We start from the raw sequence: 20,582 nt of genomic DNA, 5'->3' as shown, positions 1-20,582 counted from the left end.
TCTGCCATGTATATTAAAATTATTTATTATAATTAAAATAAATCTGTAAGTCTAAAATCCAAAATGATAAATACTAAAAATGTATAAACAAATCTTTTACTTATTTCTTTTTTATTTTTAGCTTTTTTAAAATCAATAGTAATATTTACTAAATCATCATATTCTATATCCTCATCAACTTTTGCAGACATTGTAAAAATATCTCCATCATTTGATGTAAATGTATATGTTACATTATTTTCTAATGCATCATTGGTATGCATTTCATATTTTTTAGCAAAGAATTTAAAAGCTCCGTAGCTTGTGTCTATATTTTTTATTTTCTTTATTTCTTTTTTCAAATTATCTTTATCTAATTTTATAACTGTTAATTGATTTATAGGCTGTGATAATTGGAAATCTTCAAGCTGTTTTCGCCATTTATTTATAGTATCATAATCTATTTCTATAGGACTTGCCAAACTTATAAAATTATCAGAATTAATTTTTACTTCTTCATTCTCACAATTGAAATAGCTTCCATTACTTGAATATCTAAAAGTTGTTATAAAATTTTTATCTTTGTCGCATAAATTCCATATTAAAGATGAAGCATATTTATTCATTAAATAATTATCAATAAATACTTCTTTAAATAAATCATAGCTAAATATATCACCGTTTATCAGCATAATACTTAAAATATGTGAGCTATGATTAATAAACTTATCTACTTCTTTTCCTAATTCTTTTATTTCTTCTTTTAATTTTTCATCAAAGTTTTGAAGAACCTTTTTTAATTCTTCATTATTTTTTATATCAAAAAAGCTCAAAGTATAATCATTATTGACAATTAATTTATAATCTTCATTCAACTCTTTTTCACATTTAGAATTGAATCCCAAATTAGGCATACATCTTAATCTAAATTCAGTATAACCTATATTAATTTTTTCAAGTAACTCATTAATCATTTCTACTGCTTCTTTACGAATTGCACTTTTAGCTGAATTTATATATATTTTATATAATAAACTCTGAGCATATCTGCTTTCTATATTAAAGCTTATCATTGTAAGGAGATTTTTTGATTTAATAGTATACATTAATTCTGATATTTTCTTTAAAGCTTCATCTCCTCCGTACATAGCATAAACAAAAGCAGTGATAACTTCATCTTGATTTTTTAAATAAATCTCTTTGGTAAAATTCACAAATGATTTTAAATCAAGTAAATTAACCATATTATCAATTTTTTCTAATTTTTTAATAGTTTTCTTTAAAGACAAATATTCTGAATATATATACTTTATGAGATTGATATTTACTTCTCTTGATTTATCTTTTACTAGAACATGGCAATCCTTTATAAACTCAAGTTTCTTATCATATTTTTTAGCATTGTAATTTCTTTCAGCATACTTTTCTGATTTTTCTATAGTTTTGAAATTATAATCATTTGTAACAAATGAAAGCTCTGATGAGAAATCACTTTCAAGTCTTTTTCTTAATCTTACAACTTTTTTATTTTTATCATCTGCAATAAGCTCATATATTTCTTTAACATTAAATTTTGTTATACTTATAATATCGTCCTTAGGAAAAAATGCCTGCCTATATACTTGAAGTCTTATAGGTAATTTATCCTCATCATCACAAATTAAACCTATAGCTTGTAAACTGTCTAAATTCCAATTTGCTAAAGATTCATAATGATCAAACTTGTGTGCATATGTAAACAACAACATTACGCTAATGACGTTTTTTGTATCCCATTTATCAAGAGGCTGATTAAATTCTTTTGTAAAAGCAAACATACGCTCTATATTTGTTACTTTAGACATATTCCAGCTATTTAAAGGCTGATTAAATTTACCGCATGCTTTAAATGCATTTTCCATACTTTCAACATGAGAAGTATCCCATTTATCTAAAGGCTGATTAAAAATTTCACATTCCTCAAATATACCTTCCATATTTTTCACATTAGATACGTCCCAATCATTAAGAGGCTGATCAAAAGCTTTACAATAACGAAATGTGTTTGATAAATCTTCAACATTAGATACATTCCAATTATTTAAAGGCTGATTAAACTTTTTAGCCACATTAAACATATTAGACATATCTGTAACATTAGAAACATCCCATTTGTCCAAAGGCCTATTAAATGCTTCACATCTATGAAACATATCGCTCATATCTTTCACTTTAGATACATTCCAATCATTTAAAGGCTGATTAAACTTTTTCGCACCCAAAAACATGCAAGACATATTTTCCACATTTGAAACATCCCATTTATTCAAAGGCTGATTAAAATATGAACAATAAGCAAACATATTATTCATGTTTTTCACTTTAGATACATTCCAATTATTTAAAGGCTGATTAAACTCTGTATTTGAGTATTTTCCTAAAACATTGTAGTCCATACATGCAAACATATAAGACATATCCTCAACATTAGAAGTATCCCACTCTTCTATGCCATCGAAATCTTTTCTTTCACTTTCATTAAAAAGTTCACTCATATCTGTGATAAGACTTGTATCAATATCACTAAGTTTGATGCCGTTGTTGGTGAATACTAATTTTTTTAATTCTGTTTTTGTTGTTGGTTTATACTTTTTCATAAATTTATCCAAGTATTAATTATTATTTTTGAGCAGGGTAAAAGTATTATACCCACTATATCATATTAAAAATTAAAATAAATCTGTAAGTCTAAAATCCCAAATCATTAATACTAACAAAGTATAAACAAATCTTTTACTCACCTCTTCACCATTTTCATTATCAAAATAAATATCAATTTTTACTCTGTCATGAAAATCAGTATTGGAATCAACATCAGCATCAAACTTAGTGATATTGATACAAGTCTTATTCCTGCAGGAGGAGCTGGAAACTCTGTTATGAGTGCCGCTGAACAAAATAATGGATTAGTTATAGGTGTTGATGTTGATCAGAGTTTTGAATCTCCTTCTGTTATAACTTCTGCTATGAAATTAATAAGAGAGTCTGTTTATAATGCTGTTGATTCTTTTTATAATGGCAAATTCCCGAGCGGACAATCTGTTGTGCTTGATGCTAAAATTAAAGGTATAGGTCTTCCTATGGCTACTTCTAAATTCCAAAAATTCACTCAAAATGATTATGATACAATATATTATCTGCTTTCAAACGGCAGTATAAAAATATTAAAAGATACAGATGCACAAACAGTAGAAGATTTACCTTTAAATATAATAAAAATAAATTATATAAAATAAATATTAATTATATATGGCTTTAATAATTTTTAGCAAATAAACATATTATAAATACAGGAGACATTAAATTATGAAAAAAATTCTTATCTCAATCATTACATTAATGAGTTTTCTTCTCATGATTTCATGCGGAGGAGAAAAAAAATCTGGAGGATATGAACTAGCATTAATAACAGATGTAGGTACTATAGATGACAGATCCTTCAATCAAGGAGCTTGGGAAGGCTTAACAAAATATGCTCAGGAAAAATCTATATCTCATAAATACTATCAGCCTGCTCAAAAAACTACTGATGCTTATGTTGATGCTATAGATTTAGCAGTATCTGCCGGTGCTAAATTGGTAGTAACTCCAGGATTTTTATTTGAACCTGCTGTATACAGAGCTCAGGATACTCATCCAGGTGTAAGTTTTGTGCTTTTAGATGGTACTCCTCAGGACGGAACTTATACTGATTTTAGAATAGAAACAAATGTTTATTCTGTACTTTATGCTGAAGAGCAAGCTGGATTTTTAGCAGGGTACGCTATAGTAAAAGAAGGCTATACTAATTTAGGCGTTATGGCAGGTATGGCTGTTCCTGCTGTTATAAGATTTGGTTACGGATTCGTACAAGGAGCTAATTATGCCGCTAAAGAAATGAATATGCCTGTAGAAAGTATAAAAATAAATTATACATATATAGGAAACTTCAATGCTACTCCTGAGAATCAGACTTTAGCTACTTCTTGGTATCAAAGCGGCGTACAGGTAATATTTGCTCCTGCAGGAGGAGCTGGAAACTCTGTTATGAGTGCTGCTGAACAAAATAATGGATTAGTTATAGGTGTTGATATAGATCAAAGTGCTGAATCTCCTACTGTTATTACTTCTGCTATGAAAATGCTTGGAGAATCTGTTTATAATGCTATAGATGATTTTTATAATGCTAAATTCCCGGGAGGACAATCTGTTGTGCTTGATGCTAAAGTTAATGGTATAGGTCTTCCTATGGCTACTTCCAAATTCCAAAAATTCACTCAAAATGATTATGATACAATATATCAGAAACTTAATATGGGTGAAATAAAAGTTCTTACTGATAAAGATGCTAAAGATGTTAATGAACTGCCTTTAGACATAGTTAAAGTTAATTTGATACAATAAAAGTATTAATTATTAAAATATTAAGAGATATCAGCTTCATATCTGGTATCTCTATTTTTTTTATAAATATTTGACAATTTAAAATCATTGAACTATATTTTATATATAATTGTTTTTAAATAGTTATATAGAAAATATAATAGGAAATATAATGGAAAATTCAGAATATGTAGTTGAAATGCTTAATATAACCAAACGCTTTAAAGGTATAATAGCAAATGACAATATTACTATACAATTAAAACGAGGTGAAATACATGCTTTGCTTGGAGAAAACGGAGCCGGTAAATCTACTTTAATGAGTGTTCTTTTTGGACTTTATAAACAGGAGGAAGGAATTATTAAAGTTAATGGCAAAGAAGTAAATATTGATAATCCTAATACGGCAAATGCTTTGGGAATCGGAATGGTGCATCAGCATTTCAAATTAGTTCATAATTTTACTGCTTTAGAAAATATTATGCTTGGAGTGGAAACAGTTAAAAACGGAATACTTCAGGTTGATGATGCAAGAAAGAAAGTAATGGAATTAAGTAAAACTTATGGGCTTGAAATTTATCCTGATTCTTTAATAAGCGATTTAACTGTAGGTATGCAGCAGAGAGTAGAAATTTTAAAAATGCTCTATAAAAATAATAATATACTTATTTTTGATGAGCCTACCGCTGTACTTACTCCTAACGAAATAGATGAGCTTATGAAAATAATGAAGTCTTTGGTAAAAGAAGGAAAATCTATTCTTTTTATAACTCATAAATTAAATGAAATTAAAGAAGTTGCTGACAGGTGTTCTGTTCTTCGTAAGGGTAAATATATAGGAACTATTGATGTAAAAAGCACTACTAAAGAAGAGATGTCAGAAATGATGGTTGGAAGAAAGGTATCTTTAGTAGTAGAGAAAACTGAGGCTAAACCTAAAGATATAATATTATCAGTAAAAGAACTCAATGTTAAATCTCCTCATAGTGAAAAAAACATAGTTAAAAATGTTTCTTTTGATGTTCGTGCAGGAGAGATAGTATGCATTGCGGGTATTGACGGAAACGGACAAAGCGAACTCATATATGCTCTTACAGGTCTTATAGAGATGTCAAGCGGAAGCATTCATTTAAACGGCAAAGACATAACTAATTTATCTATAAGAAATAAAACTTTAAGCGGAATAGGTCATATTCCAGAGGACAGGCATAAACATGGACTTGTGCTTGATTATACTCTGGCAGAAAATACTATACTTCAGACATATTTTACAGATAAATTTCAAAAAAATGGATTTTTAAAGTTTAAAGAAATAGACAATTATGCTGATGAACTCATAAAAAGATTTGATATAAGAAGTGCTGAAGGCTCTAAAACTATAGCAAGAAGCATGTCTGGAGGAAATCAGCAGAAGGTAATTATAGCAAGAGAGATAGACAGAAACCCGGATTTACTTATAGCGGTTCAGCCTACAAGGGGGCTTGATGTTGGGGCTATAGAGTATATACATAAAGAATTAATTGCTCAAAGAGATAATGGAAAAGCTGTTTTACTTGTATCTTTAGAGCTTGATGAGGTCATGAATTTAAGCGATAGAATATTAGTTATATATGAAGGTGAGATAGTAGCTAATGTTCTTAATAAAGATTTAACTATTAATGAACTTGGTCTTTATATGGCTGGCTCTAAGAGGAGTGCTTAAAGTTTATGGTTGATAATATATAGTAAATGGTTTTAATATTTTTTATGAATTGAACTATGAAAATTAATAAAGATTTTAATGTTTTAAATGATTATTTTATGCGTTATATGTTTGCTAAAAAAGGACATGAGCATATTTTAAAAAATTTGATTAATTCTGTAAGAATAGATGCTAATCAAGAACCTTTTGAAAGTATAGAAGTATTAAATTCTTTTAATTTAAAAGAAAGTATAAATGATAAAGAATCTATAACAGATGTAAAAGGAAAAACAAAATCTGGAGATATTATTTTAATAGAGATACAAAGAATAGGTAATCAGTCTTTTATATATAGAAGTTTATACTATTGGGCTAAAAATTATTTCTCAAATTTAAAATCTAAAGATCTATATTCTGATCTGACACCTGTTATAAGTATTAATATTTTAGATTTTAATTTAATAAAAGATTCGGATAAAGCACATAGCTGTTATTTCATAAAAGAATTAGAAACTAATCATATATTGACTAATCATTTAGAGATTCATTTTTTAGAACTGAAGAAGTTTAAAAATGATAATAGTTTATATGATGGTTTATCAGATTGGTTTAAATTTTTAAGTGCAAAAAATAAATTGGAGGATATAATGAAAGTATTAGTGAAAAAAAATCCTATAATGAAAGAAGTGTATGATGAATATTATAAATTTGTTAATAGCAATGATTTATATAATGGTTATAGTAATTATGAAAGAGATTACTTTAATATCTTAATGCTTAATGAAGAGCGTGTAAAAGGTATTGAAGATGGTAAAAAAGAACAGCAAATATCTATAGCTAGAAATATGAAAAAAGAAAATATGGACATTAATCTTATTTGTAAATTAACAGGCTTGAGTATAGAAGAAGTAAAAAAATTATGAGCATATGACAAATTCGCCTAAGGCGGACAGAGTCATTTGTCATATACTAGAGCGAGCGAATAATTTTTTTATAGTAAAAATAAAGAAATAAAAAACTTGTAAGCGTACTAACTGACAAGTTTCATAAATATTAATAATGTATTGTTATAAAAGGAGTGATTAATGGATTTCAAAAATAAATTTGCAGGTATTTTGGAGAAAGAAGGATTTATTAATATATTTTCTTCTTTTCTCGCTATTATTATAGGATTGCTTCTTGGACTTATAATACTGCTTATAAGTAATGTTTATGATGCTTTTCCAGCCTTTATTACAATACTTTCAGGCGGTTTTTCCGGCGGAAGCAGAGGATTGGGACAGGTTATATACACGGCAACACCTCTGATACTTACAGGACTTTCTGTGGGATTCGCTTTTAAAAACGGACTTTTTAATATAGGAGCTCCAGGTCAATTTATAGTTGGGGCTTATGCTGCTGTATTGGTTGCCGTAAAATGTACTTTTCTTCCTCCTGCTTTACATTGGATTATTGCTTTGCTTATTTCTTTTATAGCCGGAGGTATTTGGGCTTATTTACCAGGTTTTTTGAAGGCGCATTTCAATGTTAATGAAGTTATTTCAAGTATTATGATGAATTATATCGGTATGTATTTGGTTAATTATCTTGTTACGCTTACAGTTTATGATATGCTTAAAAATCAGTCTCAGAATATTCCTCCTTCTTCTATGATTCCTACTATGGGGCTTAATACGATATTCAAAGGATCAAGTGCTAACGGAGGTTTTTTCATTGCTGTAATTGTAGTAATAATAGTATATATAATACTTGCAAAAACTACATTCGGTTTTGAGCTTAAAGCATGCGGACTCAATAAAGATGCAAGTAAATATGCAGGCATCAACGAAAAAAGAAATATAATTCTATCTATGGTTATAGCAGGAGCTTTGGCAGGATTAGGCGGCGGACTTTTATATCTTTCTGGAGTAGGAAAGCATATAGAGGTTGTTGATGTACTTGCAGAAGAAGGATTTATGGGTATACCTATTGCTTTGCTTGGACTTTCTCACCCTATAGGAATATTAATTGCTGGGCTTTTTATTGCTCATATTACTGTTGGTGGTTTTTATATGCAGATATATGATTTTACTCCTGAAATTATAGAGATGATAATATCTGCTATAATATATTTCAGTGCTTTTGCTTTGCTTTTTAAATCTATCGTTGGATTTATATCTAAGAAGATAATAAAAAAAGAAGAAAAGAATGCTAATGAGTAATTAGTAAAGAATAGAAAATATAAAGGAGATTTTATTAAAATGGAAACAATTTATTTTTTAGTACAGCAGACAATGTTTTTTTCTATTCCGCTTTTGCTTGTAGCATTAGGCGGAATGTTTTCTGAGAGAAGCGGGGTTGTTAATATTGCTCTTGAAGGAATAATGATAATAGGAGCCTTTACCGGAATATTTTTCATAAGCAGATTAGGTGCCAATTTTCCGCCTATGATAACATTATTTTTAGCGATGATTATATCAGCTTTATCCGGTCTTGTATTTTCTCTTCTTCATGCATATGCTGCTATTAGTATGAGTGCAGATCAGGTTATAAGCGGTACTGCTTTAAATATATTTGCTCCTGCTTTTGCTATATATGTTACAAGAGCAATTCAGACTGTTCAGCAAATAAGTTTTGTCAATAACTTTAGAATAGAATCTGTACCTATACTTGGAAGCATTCCTATAATAGGAGGGCTATTTTTTAAAAACACATATATAACAACATATATAGGATTTATAATATTAGCATTATCTTGGTTTATTCTTTATAAAACTAGATTTGGGCTTAGACTAAGAAGCTGCGGAGAATATCCTCAGGCTGCAGATTCTGTTGGTATTAATGTTTATAAAATGCGTTATATTGGTGTTGCTATATCAGGTGCCTTGGGAGGTTTAGGAGGATTAGTATTTGTTATTCCTACTTCTACAAACTTCAATGCTACTGTTGCAGGATACGGATTTTTAGCTTTGGCGGTACTCATATTCGGTCAGTGGAAGCCTATGAAAATACTTTACGCCGCTTTCTTCTTTGGACTTATGAAAACTTTAGCCTCTGCTTATTCTGGAATACCTATACTTGCAAGTCTTCCTATATCCAATAACATATATAAAATGATTCCATATATTACAACTATAATAGTGCTTGCATTTACATCTAAAAATTCTCAGGCTCCTAAGGCATCAGGCATTCCTTATGATAAGGGGGCTAGGTAATAATTTTGATATGTAATAATAATTTTTTATATGAGTTATTCTAAAATAATATTTATGACTATTAATAAAAAATAACTCTGGATAATTATAGTTATTGCAAAAGTAATTGATAAAATTATATATATGAAATTTTCGTAATTTATTAATTATAAAAGTAATATTTTACTGTTATACATGTTATTATTTTAATATATAAATATACAAAATTACTATATTTTATTTTTATAATTAATTGTTAGTATGACTAAATATTTTGTTATATAGTATTTACATAATCTTGACTTTATATTATATTTTTCATATACTGTAAAATATGTAAAAAGGAGTTTGATTATGGTAAATTATGATAAATTAAATGGACTAACGGAAAATTTGGATTATGAAAATTTATTGTGCAATGCTGTAGAAATAGATGAATTACTAAAAGATAATATGGAATTAGATGATATTCTAACAGAGAATCTATTTGTATTATCATTTGAATTATTGGATATGATAAAGTCAAATCCTTCAAAATATCAAATATCAAATATTGAAGATGATGAAAAAGTTAAAGCACTATCAAGTATAATAAAAAAAATGGAATTATATTTCATAGAGTTTTAAAAATTATTTTTTTATAAGTCCTTTAATAAATCCTTTTATAAAGAAAAAGCCGTAAGTTAAATGGGATAGAAATATACCTATAGCCTTACAAAAACCCTTTATAGGCGATAATGTACTAATCCAGCTTCCAAGCAGACATAATGCATAAAAACTATGCGGAAATAATAATAAAGCTAAAAATATATTTCTATTGATAGCCGGTATATAATTGTTTAAAAGCGTAGGCAAATCAAAATATAATGCAAAAGGCACAAATATAGTATAGAGTAAAAATACTGAAGGTATAAAATAAGACAAACTCAAAGAATTACCTCCAAACCTTTTTACAAAATATCCCCTATGCCAAGCATAACCTTTAAGCTGTTTAAAATGCCCGAAAAATAAATCCCTTCTATGATGATAAACCAATGCTTCCGGAGTATACAATATCTTTTCATTTGCTTTCATGATATTATTGCAAAGTATGGTATCCTCACCAGGCCAATATTCACTGTCAAAGCCTCCTACCCTATCATAAAGCTCTCTTGTGATAATAAAATTGCAGCTTGGATAATCATTAACATACTGCACCTTATCTGGTATATATCTAGCCTTATGCTTTCCGCTCATAAGTGTTGAACTATAAATAAGTCCGCTTATCTGTTTTGAGAAATTATCTTTTGGTGTATTTACCGCAGGTCCTCCAAGAGCATAAACTTTTTTACTTTCCATAGCTCTTAATGCATTCAAAAGCCAATCTTTTTCTGGGTATGTATCATCATCTAAAAATGCTAATATACTTCCTTTTGACTTTTTCACCCCCATTGCTCTTTTTATAGCTGGAGGAAACTCCCCTGTTTCTATAATTTTTATTCTAGCATCTTTAAATAATTCTATATTAATCTCATCATCAGTATATTTATCTGGAAGTATTATCACTTCAAAATTGGTATATATCTGTTCAAGTAAATACTGTGTTTCTTCTTTTATATAATCATTAATTTTTTTTAAAGGTATTATAATACTTACAAGAGGTTTTTCTTTAAGTTCAGAAAATAAATCTCTATAAAAGTGTACTATATTAAGCCTATAAAATATTGCCAAAGTATCAATAAAAGTTCTCCATAATACTGAAAACTTAATGAATCCGAAATGTCTGTTTGGATTAACTATAACAGGTGCTGATACTATTTTTTTACCATTTGAATTGCATGCAGCTAAAACTTCTAAATCATAAGCGAAAGCCTTTACCAATATTCTCGGAAAAATATTTATGATAGCATCTCTTTTGAAAAGTTTTAATCCTGTCTGAGTATCTTGTATAGGAAGATGAAAAAATATTTTAACAAACATAAAATATATAAAAGATATTAATTTTCTTATATTAGAGTAATTAACTATAGAATCTTTATGTCTTTTAGAGCCTATAACTACATCAGCATTTTCTTTTTGCATAATCACAAAAAAATTTTCTAATTGTGAAGGATCTATTTCCATATCTCCGTCGCAGAATATTATATACTCTCCATTAGAAACTTCGCATGCCCTTTTTAAAGCATGTCCTTTTCCCTGATTTTCTATAGCATAAACTCCTATTATATTTTTTAAGTTTGAGTTTTTATTATTTTCTTGAAAGTTTGAGCATAATTTTTTTATTTCTTCTTTAGAGTTATCGCTGCTTCCATCATCAGAAATAATTATTTCAAAGTTCATTAAAAATGGTGAAACTTTATCTATTAATATATTGATATTTTTTTCTATTGTATTTTCTATATTATAAACAGGAACTAATATAGATACTAATTCATTTACTTTCATAATTTACATTTCAGCTAATAAATTTTATATTTAAATAAAGTACAAAGTATTATACAAAAACTATTAATCAAAGTCAAATTGTGATAATACTTTATAATAATAATTAATAAAATTAAGGTATATTTATTATTTTAGGATCAGTTTCTTTTTTTTCTACAAACCAATCTTCTTCATTATTAGGATCCATCTCAGCAATTTTTTCAAGCCCCATACATATATATGTACCCTTAGCAGTTACAGCAATTTTATCGTCATTGAGAAGTATATATCCCTCACCTTCAAATATTCTTCCGTCCCCTGAGGTGATTTTTCCTATTATTCTTATCTCTTCATTAATAGGTACAGGTCTTTTATATTTTGTAGTAAGAGTCATAGTAACACCCCATTTATCTTCACCTGTATAAGGCATCATAGCCCTCCCTATAGTTTCATCTAAAATAGCTGCAAGTATACCGCCATGAACTCTTGAAGGATACCCCTGATGCACATCTTTAAAAGTTACTAAAGCACATAATGATTTATCTTCCAACTCATAAAACTCTGCTTTCAAACTCAAATCATTTTTAAATCCGCATACAAGACACATTCTAGAATTATTCTGCTTATTCAAAACTTTTAATTCCATAATAGCTCCTATTATTATAATAAAAATTGTAAACTTAAATAAGTTATCATATACTCATAATTTTTATATGTTTAATTAATATATATTTGATATGATCCGCTTACATTAATAACAGCAATAATCTGCCAATTTAATGCTTTATATTATTTACTAGTGATAAACTTATATTTTAAAAAATTTTATTAGCATTATTTACAAAACTAATATTAAGGCTTTTTATATAAAAAAACAATATTACTTATTACTTTATTTCTAGTTTTTATATTAGAAAAGCATTTTTGATTAGTTGACAAAAATGTAAATTAAATTTAATATTAAAGATAAGTTATGTAACAACTAGGAGGATATTATTATGTCTAGAGAAGTATCAGGTATGTTTTCATTTTTATTTGGCTTAACTGCAGGTCTTGCTTTGGGAGTATTATTTGCACCAAAAGCCGGAGAAGAAACTAGAGAAGATATTAAAGAAACTATGGATAATATTAAATATAAAGTAGATGATATTTATCATAGAAGCGTATTAAAAACTTCAGAATTAGTTGAAAAAGGAAAAGAAAAAACAAATGATTTCTTTGAAAAAAGAAAGAAAAAAGATTCTGAAGAAACTGTTGAAGAATAATAATTAACATGCAGGATATTACATTTCAAATTAATGTTATAGCTATATCTTTAGCTTTTATAGCCATTTCTATATTAATATTAGTTTTAGCTATATTTTTTGTTTTACTTGCAGGTTATTTTAGATTTACTAATAGATTCGATAGAATACTAGAAAATATCGAATCTATTAGTGAAAAAATAGGAAGCATTGCAAATACAGTAGATGATGAAGCTAATAAGGTTAAACTAACATTAGACAGTATCCATGATTCTTTTAATAATTTATCCAGCAGCATTAGTAATTTTAGTTCAATGACTTCAAATATATCTAATAACTTTAGCATTATTAATATATTTAAATCTATATTTGCCATATTTACCGGTAAAAATAGAAAAAAAGATGATTTCACTGAAAATGATGATGAAGATTTTTGATTTATAGTTTAGGAATTGTTTTATTATGATAAAAAAAATATTTTTTTCAATTTTTTGTATAGTATTATTTTCTTCTTTCTTATATTCAGAGGATACTAATTGGGTAATTAGGATAAGAGACGGTGAAGGAAATATAAAAAAACTTATGACTGTTGAAGAATGCTTGTCTGAAATATCTAATCTTACTGTTTTAAGAGGAGCTCCGGAAGAAGCTGTTAATGCTCTTCTTACCAATGATTTTCAATTATGGCAGTTTGCTTCTCAAATTATAGATCAGGAAGTAATATATTTAAAAGCTGTTGAAGAGGGATATGATAAAGATGAAGAAGTATTAAAATTAATTTCTAAAGAAAGAGATAATCAATTATCTCAGCTTTATATGCAGGAAAAAGTTGCAGATGATTTTGCTGTAGTAACAGATGAAGAAAAAAGAAGATTCTTTAATAATAATATATCAAGAATAAGAGCTGCTGTAGGTCCTAATGTAACTTATGAACAGGTTGCTATGGAAATAGAAACAACAATTCTTCAAGAGCGTATGAGAAATGAATATGATAAAATCATAGAATCAGCAAAAACTAATTACAATTTGAAATATTCGCTTAATACAGATCCTTGCGTTACTATAGAGGAAAAAACTATACCTTTATCAGAATTTAATAATATGTTTGATGAGTCTATAAAACAAGCAGGAGCAAATATTCCGGCTGCATTAAAACTTCAGGCTAAAGAGGGAATGTTTAAAGCATTTGTAGCTAGAGAAATTATGATGTATGAAGCTAAAAAAGAAGGATTTTATGAAACTCCTCAGGCTAAATCAATAGAAAATTTCTTAACTAGAAATGCTGTTAATGCCAATTTTATAAACAAAACCATAAGATCAACTATACCTGCTCCTACAGAAGAAGAAATTAATTTGGCTTATGAGCGATATGGTAAAATGTATAATATAGATTCTTTGCCTTATGCTGATGCCCAAAAAGCATTAGCCAGCTTAGTGGTGGAAGCTAAAACACAGCAAAAATATCAAATATTAGTTACAGATCTAAGATACCGATACAATATAGAAAAGAATATTGATTTATTATTAAAAAAGTGATTATTAACTAATATTATGAAAAATAGATTATCAATTATATATTTTATCTTTTTTATATTATTCTGTTTTTCTCAAATATCTTTTGCAAGAAGAAATGACTTTGATTTTGATGTAACACCCCTTATAGAAAAAAATAAAATGTTTTCTGTTGGCATAGGCGGAATATTTTCTGAATATAATTCTTGGTTTGATGGAAAATTACAGATATTGGATCCTAATAACCCAAATATAAGCAGAAGAGATTTATATTTTACATTTATGCCTTATTTCAAAGTAAGACCTATTAAATATTTAGAACTAGGAGTATCAACAAGCTTCACATATCAAAGACAAGATTGGAGAAATGATATCACTAGTGCTACAAATATGACAGATGATTTTAATTTTGATTCTATTAATGCCACTATGAAAGCCACACTCTTGGATTGGTATTTATCTATAGGAGTTAAAGTAGGATTAAGTTATAGTTTTATGAAGAATAATCATATATATTCAGATATTAAAGACCCTTTTAATCTATATACCACAATAATGTTTGCTGGAATTCCTAAAGTAATACCTCTTAATTTCTTCTTTTGCTATACATTTGATACTAGAGATAATTTATTAAAAGATATTCTTAATACAGGTGAAATATCCGGAGGCGTAGAAATAATCACTTCTCCTTTTATCACCCTATATACAGGAGTTAATTATATATTTCCATATACCAAACAATCAACTCTTTCTTATTTAGACATATTTGTAAAATTTAAAGCTACAATATCAGACTTTTTATATATGACAGTATCATATCAGAAAACAGTATATGGAAAAGGCAATGCTCCAAATACATCAACATTCAATTTTGCCATAGAATATATGTTCTATTCTCCTAAAGGCAGCTGGTGGAGTTTAAATAGATAAAAAATATTATATAGAAAATATAATATTAATACTCTTTCCCAATAAATGCTGAGATATAGTCTGTATAAATGCCAATATAGTTCTTAATATTCCAAAGAAAAGCAAGGCATAAAGTATTAAAAATCCGTAAGGGTATATTTTATCATAAGTATCTTTGCCCTTTGGAGATAAGAAAAACCTTAATATCCAGCCTCCGTCTAATGGCGGAAAAGGCAATAAATTAAAAAACATAAGCATTATATTAATCATATAAAACATAAATAACATTGTAAGAATTATAGGCAAAGCATTGAGCAGAAAATTTGATAATCCGTTATTATTCTCTTGTAAGAACATCATTATTTTATATATAATAAAAGTACCGTCAGCAGTAAATGTCAGTATTTTCATTATAATAAATGCTATAGATGCTATAATAAGATTAGCAAAAGGACCTGCAAATGATACCAAAGCCTGATCTCTTTCAAAATTATTAAAATTATGCGGATTAACAGGAACAGCTTTCATCCAGCCTATAACAGGAATACCTGTAACAGCAGCAATTATTGGAAGAACTACACTTCCAAATATATCAATATGAGCTAAAGGATTTAGAGTAAGCCTTCCAAGCCTCATAGCAGTTCTATCTCCAAACATAAATGCTGTTCTGGCATGAGAATATTCATGCGTACTTGCTGATATTATAAATACAACATAAGATATGATGCCTATTGAAAGTTTGTTAGAAAATATTTCATAAACCATTATCTGTTTCCTTAAAAATTGTTATTATCAAAAATTATTTCTATACTAAATTAAAAAATCAACTTAAGATTAAAACATATAAAACTATTATAAGATAAACTTTTATATAATAAAAAGTATAATTTTTATTTTTTATTGTATATTATTACAATTAATGATTTAATACTTTATACAAGAAATCTTTAACTCTGTCATGTTTAGGATTAGAAAAGAATTCATTAGGTTTTTCATCTTCAAGTATCTGTCCGTCATTCATAAAAAGTATTCTAGTAGCAACATTCTTTGCAAAACCCATTTCATGAGTAACAATTAACATAGTCATGCCTTCTCTTGCAAGCTCTATCATAACATCTAAAACCTCTTTAATCATCTCAGGATCCAAAGCAGAAGTAGGCTCATCAAAAAGCATAATATCAGGCTCCATGGCCAAAGCTCTAGCTATAGCTATTCTCTGTTTCTGTCCTCCGGAAAGTTTGCTCGGATAAACATCTTTTTTATCAACTAATCCTACTTTATTAAGAAGTTCTATAGCCTTTTTCTCAGCATTTTCTTTTGAAATTTTCTTTACTTTCATAGGAGCTAAAGTGATATTTTCCATAACAGTTTTATGAGGAAATAAATTGAAATGCTGAAATACCATACCAAGTTCCTGTCTCATAATGTTAATATTAGTATCCTTATCCATTATGTTTTTGCCGTTTATGATAATATCACCTTTAGAAGGTTCTTCAAGTCTGTTCAGACATCTTAAAAATGTTGATTTGCCGCTTCCGGAAGGTCCTATTATGGCAATGATCTCTCCCTTTGCAATGTCAACATCAATACCTTTAAGAACTTCTAATTTCCCAAATTGTTTATGTAAATTTTTTACCTTAATCACTTTCTTTTAACCCCTCCTCTACTCTCTTCATAATCATAGCAAATATAGAAGTAAGTATAAAATATATTATACCAACAGCAAGTAAAGGCTCAACACCCCTATATGTCTGGCTTGTTATGATGTTTGCAGATCTAAGTAAATCAACTCCCCCTATAAATCCTACAACAGAAGTTTCTTTAAGCAAAGCTATAAATTCGCTTACTAAAGGAGGAAGTATTTTTTTTATGGCCTGAGGTATTATAATTTCTTTCATAGACATAGAATAATTCATACCTAAAGCTCTTGCCGCCTCCATTTGTCCCTTATCCAAACTTTGTATTCCTGCTCTTATAATTTCAGCAACATAAGCACCGGAGTTTATACCAAAAGCAATGGTAACTATAATAAGTATAGGAGTATTTCTTAAATTATCAACAAAAACAATATTAGCCCATATCATAAGCTGTACTACAATAGGAGTTCCTCTTAAAATATTTACATACCAGAATGCTAATTTTGCTAAAGGATTAAAATCTTTAAATTTTTTAGAGTTTTTAAATGGGTAAAATTCAGAGAGCTGAAGCAAAGCAACTAATATACCCAATATAATACCTATCACTGTAGCACATGCAGTTGTTTCTACAGAAAATAATAACCCTTTTATAATATAAATATATCTATCATTTGATATGAATATTAACTTTAGAAGTTCTAAATATTCAAGCATATATATATAAACCCTTATAAAAAATATATCTTCTTCTTAAATAGTATAATATAAAAAATAAGAAGAAGATATAAACAATATTATTCCGCAAAATATTTGCTTATTAAAGCATCATAAGTGCCGTTATCTTTAAGTGTTTTTAAAGCATCGTTAATTTGAGCAAGAAGTTCTGTATCTTCTTTTCTCATAGCTATAGAATACTCTTCAACAGCAGCATCAGTTTCTACTAATTTCAATTCAGCATTCTGAGCAACATAATTTTTAGCAGGCTCATAATCTAATACAACAGCATCAACTTTCTGAGATTTCAAAGCTAATATTGTTTCTGAAGCACTATTAAATTTCTGAGCTTCTACATTAGCCATTTCGCTTACTAAAATATCTCCTGTGTATCCTAAAACAACACCTATTTTTTTACCTGCAAAGCTATCAAAAGAAGTTATATCAGTATTTGATGCCTGAACTACTATAGACTGTTTTGAACTATAATAAGGCTCTGTAAAATTAACAAATTGTTTTCTCTCTTCAGTAGCAGTCATGCCTGCAGCAATTATATCTATTTTTTTAGCTTCTAAAGCAGGAAGAAGTCCGTCAAACTGCATATCTACTATCTCTATTTCTTTACCTATTAGCTTAGCAACCTCAGCTATCAAATCCATATCGAATCCAACTATTTTATCCCCTTCTCTGTATTCAAAAGGTTCAAATTCAGCATTAGTGCCTACATATAATTTATTTTTTTCTTCTTTTTTCTGGCAGCTTATGAATAGAACCAAACCTACTAACAAAGCTATCGCTATTTTTACAATATTATTCTTAAACATATTTAAACCCTATAATTTTATATTTTTGAAATAATTCTATACAATAATGTAAAAAAGTCAAGGTAAAATATATGCTTTTCAAATACTAATTTATCACATAAATTGCTATTAACTGTTTTATAAAATAAATAAATTTGAATTAATAATATATATAATATATAATTTTTAATCTAAAATATATAAAAAATGGGGATTAAAGTATATGAGGGGCTCTGCGGTAGCAATAATATTTATTTTAGTGAATATAATAGCTATTACTATATTTATGATAGTTTCTACCACTTCTATAAAAGAATCTATATTAACAGAAGAAAAATTATCAAGAGAATCATTGGACTCTATAATAGACACTTATTATAAAAAAAATATAGCCTCAGAAAATTATTATAATGCTGTATCAGTAATACCCAAAATAGATATATATGTACTTCATTCACTAAGCAACTATATAGAAAGAATAAAATCAATAGAAGCCGATTCTACTTTAATAGAAAAACCATTAACATTTCAGGAATATCAATATATACAGGCAAGAATAACTGAAAATATAAATAAAATTAATTATACAGCTAGAAATTATCCTGTTTTAAGGACAAATCAGAACTACATATCCGCTTTAAATGAGATGCGTCCTATAATAGAAGATGAAAAAAAATATATATCGGCCTATAATGATCATGTATTGGAATATAATAGACTTACAACAACTCCTCCTTCGAGTATAGTAGCAGGTATAATGGGAAAATTTCCTTTCTTGAAATTTGAAACGGGTACTAATATAATAGCACAAACTGCTAATATGTTTCAATAGATAAAATATATTATATTTACAAAAATTAAAACTTTTACTATAATATAATAAATTAAATTATTCGGATTAATATGAACGATAATGTAAAAGAATTAACAAAACTCAAAAGAGTAACGCAGAAAGAAATAGCTAAAAGACTTGGGATAAGCAGAACAACTGTAGCCAGAGCAATAAACGGAAGCGAATTTATTAAAGAAGAAACCAAATCTAAAATATTAGAATTAGCCTCCGAATTAAATTATGAAAAAAATTACATAGGGAGTTCTCTTGCAAATCAAAAAGAAAAGATAGTACATTGTCTCATAGCTGATTCTTTTAATGAGTTTTACACAAAAGAAATTATACGAGGACTTAATGCTATTCAAAAAGAATATGCTGTATATAATTATAATCTAAAAATAACACCAACAGAGATACATTCTCCAGACAAACAGGTAGAAACTTTAAAAAATATATTAGAAAAAGGTAATATAGACGGTTTAATAATAACACCTTTAAATAGGGAAGTAATATATAATATACTAAAACCATATTTCAGTAAAATCAATATAATATCAATAGGAACGAGATTATCTGACAGCATATCGCATGTAGGACCTAACCATATAAAACAAGGTTCTATAGTTGCTGGAATAGTCTCTAATCTTTTAAGGGATAATGAAAAACTTCTGATAATAGATAATGGAGATGATAATATTTCTTCCGGAATGTACTTAGAAGGATTTTTAAAAAGAATAAAATATACAAAGATAGATATTTTAGGTCCTATTTACTGCGGAAATATAGAAGACAGTATTCATACAATCAAGGAAATGTGTACTAAATATGATATTAAAGGAATTTATATTAATAGATATGCTCAGGAAATCTATAATATGATAGATAAAAACATATTAATAGGTAAAAAAATAGTTACTCATGGTATGGCAGAAAGTATAAAAAACCTAATAAAATCAGGTATAATATCATTTACTGTTATGGAAGCTGTATTTATGGAAGGATATAATGCCGGTAAAATAATGTTTGAAATGATATATAAAAAAAATGTTAATACTAGTTGGGAGGTATCTGATTCTAAAATAATATTTTTAGAAAATTTAGAAAATTAATATTAGGCTGTTTCAAAACTCATTTTATTTATTAATTGCTGAAGGATATATCCATAGTGTTTTTATGTGTGAAATACTGCATTTTCATAATTGTGTATACAATTTACACAATATATAAAACATCTATAGTAAAATAAAGCACTACTAACATTGTTTGTCATGCACTTTTAAAACAAGTCTATTAT

Annotated in this window: 19 protein-coding genes and 1 pseudogene; 13 read left to right on the top strand and 7 right to left on the bottom strand. The window is 27.7% G+C overall.

Translation table 11 applies throughout. From position 1 onward, the window contains the following. Window positions 1-32: 32 nt before the first annotated feature. Window positions 33-2,615: a BspA family leucine-rich repeat surface protein gene (locus tag BFL38_RS03655; protein WP_069725783.1), complete on the bottom strand. Its 2,583-nt coding sequence runs from the start codon at window positions 2,613-2,615 to the stop codon at window positions 33-35. A 255-nt stretch (window positions 2,616-2,870) separates the two neighbouring features. Here BFL38_RS03655 and BFL38_RS03650 point away from each other — a divergent pair. From BFL38_RS03650 to BFL38_RS03620, 7 genes and pseudogenes are all read left to right on the top strand, one after another. Next, a pseudogene (locus BFL38_RS03650) lies at window positions 2,871-3,254 on the top strand (BMP family ABC transporter substrate-binding protein); the annotation flags it as partial. Window positions 3,255-3,324: 70 nt separating this feature from the next. After that, on the top strand, window positions 3,325-4,401 hold the full coding sequence (locus tag BFL38_RS03645) for a BMP family lipoprotein (protein ID WP_069725782.1): 1,077 nt from the start codon (window positions 3,325-3,327) through the stop codon (window positions 4,399-4,401). 151 nt (window positions 4,402-4,552) lie between these two features. After that, window positions 4,553-6,082: an ABC transporter ATP-binding protein gene (locus tag BFL38_RS03640; protein WP_069725781.1), complete on the top strand. Its 1,530-nt coding sequence runs from the start codon at window positions 4,553-4,555 to the stop codon at window positions 6,080-6,082. 56 nt (window positions 6,083-6,138) lie between these two features. Beyond that, the gene (locus BFL38_RS03635; RefSeq protein ID WP_069725780.1) at window positions 6,139-6,984 is read left to right on the top strand and encodes an Rpn family recombination-promoting nuclease/putative transposase; all 846 of its coding nucleotides are present in this window, start codon (window positions 6,139-6,141) and stop codon (window positions 6,982-6,984) included. 162 nt (window positions 6,985-7,146) lie between these two features. Beyond that, entirely contained in the window at window positions 7,147-8,262 is a 1,116-nt protein-coding gene (locus BFL38_RS03630) for an ABC transporter permease (RefSeq protein WP_069725779.1), read from the top strand. Between the two features lie 39 nt (window positions 8,263-8,301). Continuing rightward, window positions 8,302-9,255: an ABC transporter permease gene (locus BFL38_RS03625; protein WP_069725778.1), complete on the top strand. Its 954-nt coding sequence runs from the start codon at window positions 8,302-8,304 to the stop codon at window positions 9,253-9,255. Window positions 9,256-9,588: 333 nt separating this feature from the next. Next, window positions 9,589-9,861 carry a hypothetical protein gene (locus tag BFL38_RS03620; protein WP_069725777.1) on the top strand — a complete coding sequence of 91 codons (273 nt, stop codon included), beginning with the start codon at window positions 9,589-9,591 and terminating at the stop codon, window positions 9,859-9,861. Window positions 9,862-9,864: 3 nt separating this feature from the next. On the opposite strand, the gene BFL38_RS03615 is transcribed toward BFL38_RS03620, so the two are convergent. Then, window positions 9,865-11,658, bottom strand: coding sequence for a glycosyltransferase (locus BFL38_RS03615; RefSeq protein WP_069725776.1), 1,794 nt, complete (start codon window positions 11,656-11,658; stop codon window positions 9,865-9,867). A gap of 112 nt (window positions 11,659-11,770) precedes the next feature. Then, window positions 11,771-12,283 (bottom strand): PaaI family thioesterase, encoded by a 513-nt coding sequence (locus BFL38_RS03610; RefSeq protein ID WP_069725775.1) that lies wholly within the window; start codon window positions 12,281-12,283, stop codon window positions 11,771-11,773. Between the two features lie 352 nt (window positions 12,284-12,635). Here BFL38_RS03610 and BFL38_RS03605 point away from each other — a divergent pair, with 352 nt between their 5' ends. The 4 genes from BFL38_RS03605 to BFL38_RS03590 are packed head-to-tail and all read left to right on the top strand — an operon-like array spanning window position 12,636 to window position 15,323. Further along, the gene (locus tag BFL38_RS03605) at window positions 12,636-12,902 is read left to right on the top strand and encodes a YtxH domain-containing protein (RefSeq protein ID WP_069725774.1); all 267 of its coding nucleotides are present in this window, start codon (window positions 12,636-12,638) and stop codon (window positions 12,900-12,902) included. A gap of 8 nt (window positions 12,903-12,910) precedes the next feature. Continuing rightward, window positions 12,911-13,318, top strand: coding sequence for a DUF948 domain-containing protein (locus BFL38_RS03600; RefSeq protein ID WP_069725773.1), 408 nt, complete (start codon window positions 12,911-12,913; stop codon window positions 13,316-13,318). Window positions 13,319-13,343: 25 nt separating this feature from the next. After that, entirely contained in the window at window positions 13,344-14,417 is a 1,074-nt protein-coding gene (locus BFL38_RS03595; protein WP_069725772.1) for a peptidylprolyl isomerase, read from the top strand. A 15-nt stretch (window positions 14,418-14,432) separates the two neighbouring features. Further along, window positions 14,433-15,323, top strand: a complete 891-nt coding sequence (locus BFL38_RS03590; protein ID WP_069725771.1) for a hypothetical protein — start codon at window positions 14,433-14,435, stop codon at window positions 15,321-15,323. A gap of 6 nt (window positions 15,324-15,329) precedes the next feature. Here the strand turns inward: BFL38_RS03590 and BFL38_RS03585 are convergent, their stop codons facing one another. The 4 genes from BFL38_RS03585 to BFL38_RS03570 all read right to left on the bottom strand — a co-directional run bounded on the left by BFL38_RS03585 (window position 15,330) and on the right by BFL38_RS03570 (window position 18,477). Beyond that, the gene (locus BFL38_RS03585; protein WP_069725770.1) at window positions 15,330-16,067 is read right to left on the bottom strand and encodes a site-2 protease family protein; all 738 of its coding nucleotides are present in this window, start codon (window positions 16,065-16,067) and stop codon (window positions 15,330-15,332) included. A gap of 151 nt (window positions 16,068-16,218) precedes the next feature. Continuing rightward, window positions 16,219-16,947 (bottom strand): amino acid ABC transporter ATP-binding protein, encoded by a 729-nt coding sequence (locus tag BFL38_RS03580; RefSeq protein WP_069725769.1) that lies wholly within the window; start codon window positions 16,945-16,947, stop codon window positions 16,219-16,221. Next, the gene (locus BFL38_RS03575) at window positions 16,940-17,653 is read right to left on the bottom strand and encodes an amino acid ABC transporter permease (protein WP_069725768.1); all 714 of its coding nucleotides are present in this window, start codon (window positions 17,651-17,653) and stop codon (window positions 16,940-16,942) included. Before BFL38_RS03575 ends, BFL38_RS03580 begins: the two co-directional genes overlap by 8 nt. 80 nt (window positions 17,654-17,733) lie before the next feature. Further along, a complete protein-coding gene (locus BFL38_RS03570) occupies window positions 17,734-18,477 on the bottom strand; it encodes a basic amino acid ABC transporter substrate-binding protein (RefSeq protein ID WP_069725767.1) in 744 nt (247 codons plus the stop codon). Window positions 18,478-18,679: 202 nt separating this feature from the next. On the opposite strand from BFL38_RS03570, the gene BFL38_RS03565 reads away from it, so the two are divergent. Together BFL38_RS03565 and BFL38_RS03560 are read left to right on the top strand one after the other, a co-directional pair. Next, window positions 18,680-19,288: a LemA family protein gene (locus BFL38_RS03565; RefSeq protein WP_069725766.1), complete on the top strand. Its 609-nt coding sequence runs from the start codon at window positions 18,680-18,682 to the stop codon at window positions 19,286-19,288. Window positions 19,289-19,359: 71 nt separating this feature from the next. Continuing rightward, window positions 19,360-20,397: a LacI family DNA-binding transcriptional regulator gene (locus BFL38_RS03560; protein WP_069725765.1), complete on the top strand. Its 1,038-nt coding sequence runs from the start codon at window positions 19,360-19,362 to the stop codon at window positions 20,395-20,397. The last annotated feature ends 185 nt before the right edge of the window (window positions 20,398-20,582 follow it).

The organism is Brachyspira hampsonii (assembly GCF_001746205.1).
Classification (GTDB): Bacteria; Spirochaetota; Brachyspiria; order Brachyspirales; family Brachyspiraceae; genus Brachyspira; species Brachyspira hampsonii_B.
Note: the sequence above shows the minus strand (reverse complement) of the source record. Positions and strands in the feature narration are given on the sequence as shown.